Below are 12,562 nucleotides of genomic sequence, written 5' to 3' on the forward strand. Positions count from 1 at the left end.
GATCCGATTCTCTGTAGTGGTATTGGCATTCTCATTTTCTGCAAGTAGCGTATCCGTACGATGAATGACTTCGCCCAGACCTCGTCCGGCATCCCGCTCAAGCCGGTCTACGGACCGGCGGACCGGGTCGTCGAGCCGCCGGAACCCGGGGACTTCCCGTTCACGCGCGGCAATTACGCCTCCGGCTACCGGGGCCGGCTGTGGACGCTCAGGCAGTACTCGGGGTTCGGTACCGCGGAGGAGTCCAACCGCCGCTACCGGTATCTGCTGGAACAGGGCGGCACCGGACTGTCGGTCGCCCTCGACCTGCCCACCCAGTGCGGCTACGACTCCGACGACCCCGAGGTGAGCGAGGAGGTCGGGCGGGTCGGTGTCGCCATCGACACCCTCGCCGACGCCGAGGTGCTCTTCGAGGGCATCCCGCTGGACCGGATCAGCACCAGCTTCACCATCAACGGCACGGCGGCGATCCTGCTCGCCTTCCATGTGGCCGCCGCCGAGCGCCGGGGCGTGCCGCGGGCGAAGCTGACCGGGACCATCCAGAACGACATCCTCAAGGAGTACGCCTCCCGCGGGACCTGGATCTGGCCGCCGGAGCCGTCGCTCAGACTGATCGCCGACACCATCGAGTTCTGTGCGGCCGAGGTGCCGCGGTTCAACGCGATCTCCGTCGCCGGCGCGCACTTCCGCGACGCCGGGGCCAACGCCGTGCAGGAGATGGCGTTCACGCTCGCCGACGGGGTGACGTACTGCGACACCGTGCTGGAGCGCGGGCGTATGACGATCGATCAGTTCGCACCGCAGGTCTCCTTCTTCTTCTACACGCACGGCGATTTCTTCGAGGAGATCGCCAAGTACCGGGCGGGGCGCAGGCGTTGGGCGACCATCGTCCGGGAGCGTTACGGGGCGAGCTCCGACAGGGCGGCGATGTTCCGTTTCGGCTGTGTCGCGGGCGGTGCCTCGCTGTACGCGCCGCAGGCCCGCAACAACACCGTCCGGGTCGCCTACGAGGCGCTGGCCTCCGTGCTCGGCGGTGTCCAGTCGATGTTCACGGCCGCCTGGGACGAGCCCTTCGCGCTGCCCAGCGAGGAGTCGGCCACGCTCGCCCTGCGCACCCAGCAGATCCTCGCCCACGAGACCGGTGTCGCCCGGGTCGCGGACCCGCTCGGCGGCTCGTACTTCGTCGAGGCGCTCACCGACGCCACCGAGGAGCGGATCGTCGGGATCATGGCGGATCTGGAGCGGCACGGCGGCATGGTCCGGGCGATCGAGGACGGCTATCTGCAAGGCCTCATCGCGGACGAGGCCTACCGTGTCCATCGGGCGGTCGAGGCGGGCGAGCGGCCCGTCATCGGCGTCAACCGGTACGCCGACGAGGACGAGCCGGCCCCCGACATCGCCACCTACGAACTCGACGCCAGGGGCCGCGAGACTCAGCTGAAACGGCTCGCCCGGGTCAAGGCCGAGCGTGACCCGGCCGCCGTCCGCACCCGACTGGCCGCCCTCGCGCGCGCCGCCGAGGGCACCGACAACCTCATGGGTCCGCTCGTCGACTGCGCGGGCGCCTACTGCACGGTCGGCGAGATGGTCACCGCCCTCAAGAACGTGTGGGGCGAGTTCCAGCAGCCGGTGGTGTTCTGATGGGCACCCGGATCCTCATCGCCAAGCCCGGCCTCGACGGCCACGACCGAGGCGCCAAGATCGTCGCGCGGGCGCTGCGTGACGCCGGGTTCGAGGTCGTCTTCACCGGCATCCGGCAGAAGGTCGAGGACATCGTGGCGACCGCCGTCCAGGAGGACGTCGCGATGGTCGGCCTCAGCATGCTGTCCGGGGCGCATCTGGCGCTGACCGCCAGGACCGTGGCGGGCCTGAGAGCGGCGGACGCCGGGGACATCACCGTCGTCGTCGGCGGCACCATCCCGCCGGTGGACGTGCCGCGCCTGAAGGCCGCGGGCGCCGCTGCCGTGTTCCCCACCGGAACACCCCTTGACGTCGTGGTGGCGGACGTACGCGCCCTCACCTCGCCCTGACACCTGGAGGGAACGTGCGGATCGGAGTCATGATCGGGCCCGAGCGGGGGGACTCGGCGCGCAAGGCCGAGCGGATGCTCGCGGATGTGGAGTGGGCCGAGTCGGCCGGGATGGACACCGCCTGGATCCCCCAAGTCCCCACGGACTTCGACGCGTTGACCGCGGTGGCGCTGATGGGGGCCCGGACCACCCGCATCGAGCTGGGCACCGCCGTCGTCCCCCTCCAGGCCCAGCACCCCGTCGCCCTGGCCCGTCAGGCCCTCTCCACGCAGGCGGCCACCGGCGGACGGCTCGCGCTCGGCGTCGGCCCCTCGCACCACTGGATCATCCAGGACATGCTCGGCCTGCCCTACGCCCGCCCGGCCGGCCTCACCCGCGACTACCTCGACGTCCTCGACGCGGCATGGCGCGGCCCCGGCCCCGTCGACGTCGAGAACCGCACCTACACCGTCCACAACCCCCTCGATCTCGCCCCCGTGGCCCCGCTGCCGATCCTCCTCGCCGCCCTCGGCCCGGTCATGCTGGCCCTCGCCGGGGAGCGCGCCGACGGAACCGTGCTGTGGATGGCCGACGAACGCGCCGTCGCCGACCATGTCGTCCCGCGCATCACGAAGGCCGCCGAGAGCGCCGGACGCCCGGCACCCCGCGTCGTCGCCGGCATCCCGGTGTGTCTGTGCGCCCCGTCCGAGGTCGACGCCGCCCGCGAGCGCGCCAACCGGATCCTGGGCGAGGCCGAGATCTCGCCCAACTACCGGCGGCTGCTGGACCACGGCGACGCCAGGGACGTCGGCGACCTGTGCGCGGCGGGCGACGAGACGGCGATCCGCCGGCGCTTCAGGCGTTTCGCGGACGCGGGCGTCACCGATCTCTCCGTACGTCTGCTGCCCATCGGCGAGGGCCGCGACGAACTGGTCGCCTCCAAACGCCGCACCCGGGAGATGATCGCGGACCTCGCGGCGGAGCTCAGGTGACCCCCGGACCCCTTGCGGGCCTGCGCATCCTCGAAGTCGGTCACATCCTCGCGGGCCCGTTCGCCACCATGCACCTCGCCGACCTCGGCGCCGAGGTCACCAAGGTCGAGCCGCCCGGCGGGGACCTCTCGCGCCAGGTCGGCGACGCCTACTTCGCCAGCATCAACCGCGGCAAGCGCAGCATCTGCCTCGACCTCACCACGGACCAAGGGCAGGCACACCTGGGCGAGTTGGCGGCCGACGCGCACGCCCTGCTGGTCAACCTCAAGCCGTCGGTCGTACGACGGCTGGGGCTGACGTACGACAGTCTGCGCCGGTACAACGAGCGGATCGTCTGCGTGGCCGTCACCGGCTACGGCCTGGACGCCGGTGACGACCCGGCCTTCGACTACGTCATCCAGGCCGCCACCGGTGTCGCCGCCCTCACCGGCGACCCCGACGGCCCGCCGACCCTGCCCGGGTACTCCTCGGTCGACAACTCCGCCGCCCTGACCGCCGCGTTGGGACTGCTCGCCCAGATCGTGTCCGGCCGCGGCGGGCAGGTCGACGTGGCGCTGCGGGACGTGATGCTGTCCCAGCTCAACTACCGGGCGTCCGCCTACCTCAACGACGGGGTCGAGCCGCGCCGGCTGCCGTTCGGCGCGCACGCGTACTACGTGCCGGCCCAGCTGTTCCCCACGGCGGCAGGCCACTTGGCCCTGTTCATCACGCACGACGGCTTCTGGAAGACCTTCGCCGCGGAGGCCGGTGTCGAGGGCTTCCCGACCATGGCGGAGCGGGCGGAGCGGCGGGACGAGGTCCTCGACGTCGTCACGCGGGCACTGAGCTCCGACACCGCCAAGCGCTGGGAGGCCCGGCTGCGGCCGCTCGGCATCGCGGCGGCGGCCGTCCGCACACTCCCCGAGGCCCTGGCGGCGACACCCGAGGTGATCGTGCAGGCCGGTGACTTCAGGCTGGTCGGCAGTCCCATCAGGATCGCCGGATACGAGCCCGCCTACGGCCCGCCGCCCGAGCTGGGCTCACTCGTAGTGGACGGTGACTGATCCCTCGTCGGGTACGCCCTGACAGGTGAGGACATAGCCCTCGGCCACCTCGTCCTGCGTCAGGGCGTCGTTCACACGCATGGTGGCGCTGCCCTCGGTGATCCTGGCCATGCAGGTGGCGCAGTTGCCCGCCTCGCAGGAGAAGGGCGGGGTGAGGCCGGCCCGCCGGGCGCTCTGCAGAAGCGTCTCGTTCGGGTGCTTCGTGATGGTGGCGCGCTTGGTGCCGAGGACGATGGTGACGGTGCCGCTGTCCACCGGCTGTGCCACGGGCGGTGGCTCGGGCGCTGCGCCGAACCGCTCGCTGAACACCCGGCCCGGCCCCGGCAGCACCGTCTCCACCAGCTCCATGAAGGGCTCGGGCCCGCACACATACGCGTCCGCACCGCCCTCCGCACCGACGAACTCCCGTATCGCGTCCGCGTCGAGGAGTCCCCGCTCGGCATCGAGATGCCGTACGACGGTCAGCCGGCCCGGGAACTTGGCGGCCAGCTCCGTCAGCGCCGCGTCGAAGATCGCCGAGGCCCGGTCCCGGTCGGCGCACAGCAGCCGCACCGGCCGGCAGGTCGCGGCCAGCGCGCTCTTGGCCAGGGAGAGGATCGGGGTGATGCCGCTGCCGCCGCTGAAGCCGAGCAGCGGAGTCTGTGCCGGACGCAGACAGAACAGGCCCCGCGGCTGGGTGAGTTCGACCTCGTCGCCCTCGCCGACATGGTCGTGCAGCCAGTTGGAGACCTTGCCGCCGGGGACGCGCTTGACCGTCGTCATCAGCTCGGCGTCCGTCTCCGGGGCGCTCGACATCGAGTAGGAGCGCAGCAGCTCCTTGCCGTCGGCCCGGATCCGGAAGACACAGAACTGCCCTGCCTGGTAGGCGAACGGGCCGTCGTGCGGGTCGAGGACGAAGGTCCGGGCGTCGGGAGTCTCCTGGACGATCTTGACGACGGTCGCGCGCCGGAACAGGGCGGGGCTCGCCATGGACGACCCTCCTCGGGCTCTGGTATCAAGGTTCTATCACTGCGAGAATACTATTCTCATCATGCAGATGGGACCCTCTCAACAGGCGGGGACGAGAGATGAGAGAACGGGCCGCGCTGGTCTTCGAGGACCGGGAGTACACCCTGGCCGCACTGGAGGGCCTCGCGGACGGGCTGGCCGGCGAGTTGGAGCGGCGAGGTGTGCGGGCGGGGGAGCGGGTCGCGCTGATGTCCTCCAACCGGCCCGAGTTCGTGGTCGCGGTGCGGGCCGTGTGGCGGCTCGGCGCGGCGGTCGTGCTGCTCAGCCCGGCCTGGAAGCGGGGCGAGGTGGAACACGCCCTGGAGATCACCGGGGCGAGGCACGCCGTCGGTGACCATCCGGTGCTGGCGGAACTGATGCCGATGCGGCACCTGGACGAACCGGTCGCCCCCGGGTCGGGCTCCTTCGCACGATCCCCCGAACAGGCCGACGCCGTCCTGGTGTTCAGCTCCGGCACGACCGGCATGCCCAAGGCCGTACGGCACACCCACGCGTCCCTCGCCGCCGCCGTACGGCACTGGCGCGACGCCCTGCGACTGACGTCACGGGACCGCATCCAGATCGCCACACCGCCCTCGCACATCCTCGGCCTCCTCAACATCGTCACCGCCCTGGAGACGGGCGCCTGGCTGCGGCTGCACCGCCGCTTCGACCTCGACCGGCTGCTCCAGCACATCGAACGCGACCGCATCACCGTCGAGATGGCCGTCGCCCCCATCGCACTCGCCATCGCCTCGCACCCGAAGCTGGAGTCGTACGACCTCTCCTCGCTCCGCTACATCATGTGGGGCGCCACACCGGTCACCCCGAGCGTCGCCGAGGCCGTCACCCGGCGCACCGGGGTCGGCTGGGTGCCCGCCTACGGAGCCACCGAACTGCCCGTCATCGCCTGCAACCCGCTCGACGGGGCCCGCCTGGACACCCCGGGACGGCCCGTGCCGGGGGTCAGCGCGCGGGTGGTCTCCCTGGACACCGGGCTGCCGGTCGGGCCGGGGGAGAGCGGCGAGATCGAGGTCCGCTCCGACTCCCTGATGGCCGGCTATCTGCCCGCCGAGGCGACGGTGGAGGCCCTGCACGACGGCTGGTACCGGACCGGGGACGTCGGCAGTCTCGACGCCGACGGCTGGCTGCGGCTCACCGACCGCTCCAAGGAGATGATCAAAGTGCGGGCGTTCCAGGTCGCGCCCGCGGAGGTGGAGGCCGTGCTGCACGGCCATCCCGCGGTCGCCGACTGCGCGGTGTTCGGCGTCCCCGACCCGGCCGACGGGGAGGCGATCGTCGCGGCCGTACGCACGACCCGCCCGGTGGCGGCGGCCGAGCTCATCGAACTGGTCGGCGCGCGGCTCGCCTCCTACAAGCGACCGAGCCATGTGGAGTTCGTGCCAGAGATCCCCCGCCTGCCGTCCGGCAAGGTCCTGCGCCGGGTCCTCAAGGAGCGTCATGGATGTCCGTCTGACAGCTGAACAACGTCAACTACGCGCTGCGGCGGCCCGGTTGGCCGACCATCTCGGTCCCGGCTCTGTCCTCGACCTGGACGACGGCGACCGCATCGCACGGCTGGAGAAGGCCGTCGAGGCCACCGGCTGGCGGGCCCTGCGCTCGGACGGGGCGTCGGGGGTCGAAGTCGCCCTGGTGGTCGAGGAGTTCGGGCGCGGCCTGGTCGACGTACCGCTCCTGGGCCCCGTACTCGCCGACGACCTGGCCCCGGGGGTCCCGGCGGCCACCGTCGTCGTGGACGGCGGGGCGCGGGACGCGCGGGGCCTGCGCAAGGGCGTCTTCGCGGAAGGCGGCCGTGTGCTGGCCGTCGACATCGGCCCCCTCATCCCGGGCGCCGACCTGACCCGCCACAACGCCTCCGTCACCGGCCCGCCGGAACGGATCGGCACCCTGAGCGCCGAAACCTGCGCCCGCCGACGGGCGTTGGCCCTCGTGGCCACCACCGCCGACCTGGTCGGCACGGCCCGTGGCGCCCACACGCTGGCCGTCGCCCACGCCAAGCTGCGTGAGCAGTACGGCAGGCCGATCGGCACCTACCAGGCCGTGGCCCATCTGCTCGCCGAGGGACTGGCGTCCATCGAGGGCTCGGTGAGCGTGCTGCGGCACGCGGCCTGGGCGGTCGACGAGCTCACGCCCGAAGAGGCGCTCAGGGCGGCCCGGATCGCGAAGCTGTACTGCGCCCGCGCCGCCCGCACCGTCTGCGAGACGGCGATCCAGGTGCACGGCGGCATCGGCAACACCTGGGAGTGCCTCGCCCACGTCCATCTGCGGCGCGCCCTGGCGTCCACCGAGCTGTTCCCCGTACGCCTGGAGGAGATCGACCGTGGACTTTCGTGACTCCCCGCAGGAGGCCGCCTTCCGGGAGCGGCTGCGGACCTGGCTGACCGAGCGGGCCGGGGAGTTCCCGACCTCGGGCGACGCCTACTGGGCGCGGCAGGGGGACTGGCACCGGGCGCTCCACGCGGCCGGCTTCTTCGGACTGTCCTGGCCCAAGGCGTACGGCGGTCAGGAACTGCCGCCCGTCTACGACGTCATCCTGGACGAGGAACTGGCCCGCGCCGGGACCCCGGCCCGCCCCAGCCTCGGCTACCTCGTGCAGGGCCTGGGCCGGCACGGCAGCGAGGAGCTGCGCCGCCGGTTCCTGCCCGGCATGATCGACGGCACCGAGCGCTGGTGTCAGGGCTTCAGCGAACCCGGTGCCGGGTCCGACCTCGCGGCCCTGACCACCAGCGCCACCCGTGACGGCGACACCTACGTCGTGCGCGGCCACAAGATCTGGACCAGCTACTCCGACGTCGCCGACCGGTGCCTGCTCCTCGCGCGCACCGATCCCGACGTACCCCGGCACGAGGGCCTCTCGGCGTTCGTGATCGCCATGAACCAAGTCGGCATCGAGCAGCGCCCGTTGACGATGATGAACGGGGTGACCAAGGAGTTCGGCCAGGTCCTCTTCGACGGCGCGACCGTGCCCGCGGACCAGATGGTCGGAGCGCCCGGCGAGGGCTGGGCGCTCGCCATGACGGTCGTGGGGCATGAGCGGGAGCCCGCGACGCTGGGCTTCTCGGCCCGGTACGGCAAGCTCGTACGCGAACTCGCCGCCCGCACGCCGGGCGCCGCGCCACCGGAGCTGGCCTGGGCCGTCGTGGAGACGGAGATGCTGCGCCTGCACGTAAGGCGGCGGCTGTCCGAGCAGCTGGACGGGGTCTCGCACGGCCCGGAGGGGTCGTTGGACAAGCTGCTGATGACCTGGACGGAACAGACGGTCGGGCACGCGGCCCTCGCGATCGGCGGCACCGGCGACCCGGAGCTGCTGAACGCGTACCTCTACACCCGGGCGCAGAGCGTCATGGGCGGCACCTCGCAGATCCAGAAGAACATCATCGCCTCGCGCATCCTCGGACTGGGAGCCTGACGTGACGGAGAACCTGTACGGCATGCCAAAAGAGATCCAGGTCCGGGCGGACGGCCCGCTGCGGATCATCACCCTGAACCGGCCCGACGCACTCAACGCCGTCGACGACTCGCTCCACACCGGCCTCGCCCGGCTGTGGCTTCGCCTGGGCGAGGACCGCGACGCCCGTGCGGCGGTGCTCACCGGCGCGGGCAAGGCGTTCTCGGCGGGCGGTGACTTCGGCTATCTCGACGAGATCCGGCAGGACGCGGACCTGCGCGCCCGCACCATCGCGCACGGCCGGGACATCGTCCTCGGCATGGTCCGCTGCCGGGTCCCCGTCGTCGCGGCCGTCAACGGGCCCGCCGTGGGCCTGGGGTGCAGCCTCGTCGCCCTCAGCGACACCGTCTACATCGCCGAGTCCGCCTATCTGTCCGACCCGCACGTCCAGGTCGGCCTGGTCGCCGCCGACGGCGGCCCGCTCACCTGGCCTCTGCACACCAGCCTGCTGCTTGCCAAGGAGTACGCCCTGACCGGCGCCCGTATCCCGGCCGGGAAGGCCGTCGCCATGGGCCTCGCGAACCATGTGGTGGCCGACCCCCTGGCCGAGGCGACGGCCTGCGCCAAGCGGATCGCGGGACTGCCCAGGCAGGCCGTCGAGAGCACGAAAAGGCTTCTCAACCTGCACCTGGAACGGGCGGTCCTCGCGACCCTCGACTTCGCGACGACGGCCGAGGAACAGTCCTTCCAGACGGAGGACTTCCGCTCGACCCTCGCGCGGCTGACCGGTCAGTAGGCTGCCGTAACGATCTTCATGCGCGTGATCACCACACTGGTCAGGACGGTGACACCTCACTTCGGGGGGAACCTCAACGCCCCGTCGAGGCGGACGACTTCGCCGTTGAGGTAGTCGTTCTCGCAGATGTGCTGGACCAGGGACGCGAACTCGGGGGAGCGCCCCATGCGCCGGGGATGGGGCACCTGCGGCCCCCAGTACGCCTCCAGCTGGTCACCGGCCTTGCCGTAGGCGGGAGTCAGGAAGGTGCCGGGAGCGATCGTGACGACGCGAATGCCGAGCGGGGACAGGTCGCGGGCGGCGACCAGGGTCATGGCGGCCACCCCGCCCTTGGCGGCGGCGTAGGGGAGCTGGCCGATCTGGCCCTCGTACGCGGCGATCGACGCCGTGTTGACGACGACACCGCGGGCGCCGTCCTCGTCGACGGGCTCGTGCCGGGCCATGGCGGCGGCGGTCAGGCGCAGCACGTTGAAGACGCCGGTCAGATAGATGTCGATGGTCTGCCGGAACCCGGCCAGGTCCAGGGGCTCGCCGTCCCGGCCGATCAGCCGGCCGCCGCTCGCGGGGCCGCCGTGGGTGTCCACCGAGATCCGCAGCGGGGCGAGCGCCTGCGCCGCCCCGACGGCCGCGCGCACGTCGTCCTCGCTGGTGGCGTCGGTGCGCACGTAGCGCACGCCCAGCTCCGCCTCCAGGGCCTTGCCCTTGTCGTCGGCGAGGTCCGCGACGACGACCGCCGCACCCGCCGTGTGGAGCCGGCGGACCGTCGCCTCGCCCAGACCTCCCGCCCCGCCGACCACGACCGCGGACGACCCCGCTATCTGCATGACAGCTCCCTTGCGAGTCATGTTCTAGTTTTGCGAGAGTAGCATTCTCATCTGTTGGTGTGACCGAGTTGGAGGCGTCCATGCCCGAGGCAGTCATCGTGTCCGCCCTGCGCACCCCCGTCGGCACCGCGGTCAAGGGCGCCCTGCGCGACACCACCGCCTTCGACCTGGCCCGCCACATCGTCGGCGCCGCGGCGAAAGGGCTCGACCCGGACCGCGTCGACGACGTGATCCTCGGCGAGGGCCTCTACGGCGGCGGCGTCATCGCCCGCCACGCCGCGCTGACCGCGGGGCTCACCTCGGTCCCCGGCGCGGCCTGCAACCGGCACTGCGCGGCGGGCCTGGAGGCCGTGGCGGGCGCGGCCGGGAGTGTGCGGGCGGGGATGGACGGGCTGGTCGTCGCGGGAGGGGTCAACTCGGCGTCCACGGCGCCGAAGTCGCGCTTCCGGGTCGACGGGGAGTGGGCCGAGCCGTGGCTGCCGCCCACCCACCCCGACCGGCCGGACGCGCCCAACGCCGACATGTCGATCTGCATCGGCTGGAACGTGGCCCAGCGGGCCGGCGTCTCCCGTGCGGAGATGGACGCGTGGGCGCTGCGCTCGCACCGCAACGCCGTGCGCGCCATCGACGAGGGCCGTTTCGACGCCGAGATCGTGCCTATCGAGACCCCGCACGGGCTCTTCTCGGTCGACGAGCATCCGCGCAGGGACACGTCGGCGGAGAAGCTCGCCGGGCTGAAGCCGCTGCATCCGGAGATCGAGGGGTTCAGCATCACCGCCGGCAACGCCTGCGGTGGGAACGACGGGGCCGCCGCCCTGGTGGTCGCGAGCGAGGCGGTCGCGGCCGGTGAGGGACTGCCCGCCCTGGCGACCGTGCGCGCCTGGGCGTCCGTCGGCGTCGACCCCGCCGAGACCGGCCTCTCCCCGGTGAAGGCGATCCCCAAGGCGCTGGCCCGCGCGGGCCTCACCACCTCCGACGTCGACCTGTTCGAGATCAACGAGGCCTTCGCCTCGGTGACCGTCGCCGCCGTCCGCCTCCTCGACCTCGACCCCGAAACGGTCAACGTCAACGGCAGCGGCTGCTCCCTCGGCCACCCCGTCGCCGCCACCGGTGCCCGCATGCTGGTCACCCTCGTCCACGAACTGCGGCGGCGCGGCGGCGGGATAGGCGTGGCGTCCCTGTGCGCGGGCGGCGGGATGGGCTCCGCGATGGTCGTGGAGGTCGGCTGAGGGGCGCCGTGATCTGCGGCAGGTCCGCGGTCGTACGGATCCCGGGCTGCGCCGCGCATACGAACGGCACCGCGTTCACCGCCCGGTGGGATCCATGCTCCCCGGATGGTGGAACTGCCCGCGCGTGGTGACGATGTTCGCCCCCGACTCCAGCAGCCGGCAGACCTCGCCCAGGTCGCACACGAGCGGCATGTACAGCACACAGTTCGCCCCGAGGCCCACGATGTGTCCGACGTCCCGCGTGGCGGTCACCCCCGTCGTCGGGAGCCCGCACAGCTCGCCCGCGTCCAGCCCCGCCTTGCCGGCCGAGTGGACGTACAACCCGCCGGCGACAGGTCGGGGTGCTCGACGACGGCCCGCAGCGAGCGGCTGCCGATGGTTCCGGTGGCCCACTGGACGACCCGGTAGGGTCTCACGCCGTCTCCCGGGCCAGACGCAGCAGGGCTTCCTGGGCGTAGGAGGCGACCAGCGAGCCGTCCCGCGTGAAGACGTCGCCCCGGCCGAAGCAGCGGCCGTGGGCCAGGACCGGGCTGTGCTGGCGCAACAGCAGCCAGTCGTCGGCGCGGAAGGGGCGGTGGAACCACACCGTGTGTGAGGTGACGGCGGACGTGAACGCCTTCTGCGCATCGCGCTGGCCGATGCCGTCGAGCGGGCGCAGGGCCGTCCCGATGAGGGTGAGATCGGTGGCGTACGCCGTGAGGGCCGGTGTCAGGTCCGGATCGGCCGTCGGCATGCGCATCCAGAGGGCGAACTCCGGCGGGCCGGTCTCGGCGGAGTCCAGGTCGGCCGCGGCGCGCGTCTCCCAGGGGAGGAGATGCAAGTCGATCCGGTGCTCGGGGCCGAGGACGGCCGGCACCGGTTCCGAGGTCTGGTGGCTCGGCCCGTCCTCGGCGGAGTGCAGTGAGACGGAGGCGGTGGCGACCACGCCGTGCTTCTGCCGGGCCACGACCGTCAGGGTGGCGAAGGTGCCGCCCTCGTGATGGCGTACCACCTCGTAGCGGACGGGATCCTCGGGCCGTCCCGCCCTCGGGAACAGGACGTGGAGCGACTTGATGCCCTTGTCCGGGCAGCTCAGCCGGGCCGCCCGGACGGACTGGGCGAGCAACTGCCCGCCGAACAGCCGGTGATAGCCGAGTCGCTGGTTCCGGGCCCCGTAGTCCGTACCGTCCGGGGCCGGACGAAGGTCGAGGCAGGAGAGCAGGTCGTCCCAGAGTTCACTCGTGGCAATGGGCATGCCAGCGAGAGTAAGCGATATTTTCCTCTATGAGAATGT

The 12,562-nt window shown here is 72.1% G+C and carries 13 protein-coding genes; 9 read left to right on the forward strand and 4 right to left on the reverse strand.

Annotated elements, in window-relative coordinates:
* Positions 1 to 60 precede the first annotated feature (60 nt).
* Genes TN53_RS11555 through TN53_RS11570 form a run of 4 tightly spaced genes read left to right on the forward strand, consistent with a single transcriptional unit; the run spans position 61 to position 4,044 of the window.
* On the forward strand, positions 61 to 1,641 hold the full coding sequence (locus tag TN53_RS11555) for a methylmalonyl-CoA mutase family protein (protein ID WP_046258406.1): 1,581 nt from the start codon (positions 61 to 63) through the stop codon (positions 1,639 to 1,641).
* Entirely contained in the window at positions 1,641 to 2,030 is a 390-nt protein-coding gene (locus tag TN53_RS11560; protein ID WP_046258407.1) for a cobalamin B12-binding domain-containing protein, read from the forward strand. Before TN53_RS11555 ends, TN53_RS11560 begins: the two co-directional genes overlap by 1 nt.
* 14 nt (positions 2,031 to 2,044) lie before the next feature.
* The gene (locus TN53_RS11565; RefSeq protein ID WP_046258408.1) at positions 2,045 to 3,001 is read left to right on the forward strand and encodes a TIGR03564 family F420-dependent LLM class oxidoreductase; all 957 of its coding nucleotides are present in this window, start codon (positions 2,045 to 2,047) and stop codon (positions 2,999 to 3,001) included.
* Positions 2,998 to 4,044 carry a CaiB/BaiF CoA transferase family protein gene (locus TN53_RS11570; protein ID WP_046258409.1) on the forward strand — a complete coding sequence of 349 codons (1,047 nt, stop codon included), beginning with the start codon at positions 2,998 to 3,000 and terminating at the stop codon, positions 4,042 to 4,044. Before TN53_RS11565 ends, TN53_RS11570 begins: the two co-directional genes overlap by 4 nt.
* Here TN53_RS11570 and TN53_RS11575 read toward each other — a convergent pair.
* The gene (locus TN53_RS11575; RefSeq protein WP_046258410.1) at positions 4,021 to 5,013 is read right to left on the reverse strand and encodes a ferredoxin--NADP reductase; all 993 of its coding nucleotides are present in this window, start codon (positions 5,011 to 5,013) and stop codon (positions 4,021 to 4,023) included. The two genes, TN53_RS11570 and TN53_RS11575, sit on opposite strands and share 24 nt — an antisense overlap.
* A 47-nt stretch (positions 5,014 to 5,060) precedes the next feature.
* On the opposite strand from TN53_RS11575, the gene TN53_RS11580 reads away from it, so the two are divergent.
* Genes TN53_RS11580 through TN53_RS11595 form a run of 4 tightly spaced genes read left to right on the forward strand, consistent with a single transcriptional unit; the run spans position 5,061 to position 9,236 of the window.
* Positions 5,061 to 6,515, forward strand: a complete 1,455-nt coding sequence (locus TN53_RS11580) for a class I adenylate-forming enzyme family protein (protein ID WP_420719097.1) — start codon at positions 5,061 to 5,063, stop codon at positions 6,513 to 6,515.
* Complete coding sequence (locus TN53_RS11585; RefSeq protein ID WP_046258461.1) at positions 6,493 to 7,386, forward strand: acyl-CoA dehydrogenase family protein; 894 nt, start codon at positions 6,493 to 6,495, stop codon at positions 7,384 to 7,386. The genes TN53_RS11580 and TN53_RS11585 overlap by 23 nt, the downstream gene beginning before the upstream one ends.
* Positions 7,373 to 8,461, forward strand: coding sequence for an acyl-CoA dehydrogenase family protein (locus TN53_RS11590; protein WP_046258412.1), 1,089 nt, complete (start codon positions 7,373 to 7,375; stop codon positions 8,459 to 8,461). The genes TN53_RS11585 and TN53_RS11590 overlap by 14 nt, the downstream gene beginning before the upstream one ends.
* Before the next feature lies 1 nt (position 8,462).
* Complete coding sequence (locus TN53_RS11595; protein WP_199924553.1) at positions 8,463 to 9,236, forward strand: enoyl-CoA hydratase/isomerase family protein; 774 nt, start codon at positions 8,463 to 8,465, stop codon at positions 9,234 to 9,236.
* 56 nt (positions 9,237 to 9,292) lie between these two features.
* On the opposite strand, the gene TN53_RS11600 is transcribed toward TN53_RS11595, so the two are convergent.
* Complete coding sequence (locus tag TN53_RS11600; protein ID WP_046258413.1) at positions 9,293 to 10,060, reverse strand: SDR family NAD(P)-dependent oxidoreductase; 768 nt, start codon at positions 10,058 to 10,060, stop codon at positions 9,293 to 9,295.
* An 80-nt stretch (positions 10,061 to 10,140) separates the two neighbouring features.
* Between TN53_RS11600 and TN53_RS11605 the strand changes: the two genes are divergently transcribed.
* Entirely contained in the window at positions 10,141 to 11,289 is a 1,149-nt protein-coding gene (locus TN53_RS11605) for a thiolase family protein (protein ID WP_046258414.1), read from the forward strand.
* Between the two features lie 75 nt (positions 11,290 to 11,364).
* Here the strand turns inward: TN53_RS11605 and TN53_RS11610 are convergent, their stop codons facing one another.
* Together TN53_RS11610 and TN53_RS11615 are read right to left on the reverse strand one after the other, a co-directional pair.
* Positions 11,365 to 11,610, reverse strand: a complete 246-nt coding sequence (locus tag TN53_RS11610; RefSeq protein ID WP_046258415.1) for a hypothetical protein — start codon at positions 11,608 to 11,610, stop codon at positions 11,365 to 11,367.
* 91 nt (positions 11,611 to 11,701) lie between these two features.
* Positions 11,702 to 12,523, reverse strand: a complete 822-nt coding sequence (locus tag TN53_RS11615) for an acyl-CoA thioesterase (RefSeq protein ID WP_046258416.1) — start codon at positions 12,521 to 12,523, stop codon at positions 11,702 to 11,704.
* Positions 12,524 to 12,562: the final 39 nt, after the last annotated feature.

The organism is Streptomyces sp. WM6386 (assembly GCF_000972385.1).
GTDB lineage: Bacteria > Actinomycetota > Actinomycetes > Streptomycetales > Streptomycetaceae > Streptomyces.

Bases quoted from the DNA above. Each gene is read 5' to 3' on its own strand.
- TN53_RS11575 (WP_046258410.1), bottom strand. From the start codon at position 5,013: ATGGCGAGCCCCGCCCTGTTCCGGCGCGCGACCGTCGTCAAGATCGTC.
- TN53_RS11555 (WP_046258406.1), top strand. From the start codon at position 61: ATGAATGACTTCGCCCAGACCTCGTCCGGCATCCCGCTCAAGCCGGTC.
- TN53_RS11600 (WP_046258413.1), bottom strand. From the start codon at position 10,060: ATGCAGATAGCGGGGTCGTCCGCGGTCGTGGTCGGCGGGGCGGGAGGT.
- TN53_RS11605 (WP_046258414.1), top strand. From the start codon at position 10,141: ATGCCCGAGGCAGTCATCGTGTCCGCCCTGCGCACCCCCGTCGGCACC.
- TN53_RS11615 (WP_046258416.1), bottom strand. From the start codon at position 12,523: ATGCCCATTGCCACGAGTGAACTCTGGGACGACCTGCTCTCCTGCCTC.
- TN53_RS11560 (WP_046258407.1), top strand. From the start codon at position 1,641: ATGGGCACCCGGATCCTCATCGCCAAGCCCGGCCTCGACGGCCACGAC.
- TN53_RS11585 (WP_046258461.1), top strand. From the start codon at position 6,493: ATGGATGTCCGTCTGACAGCTGAACAACGTCAACTACGCGCTGCGGCG.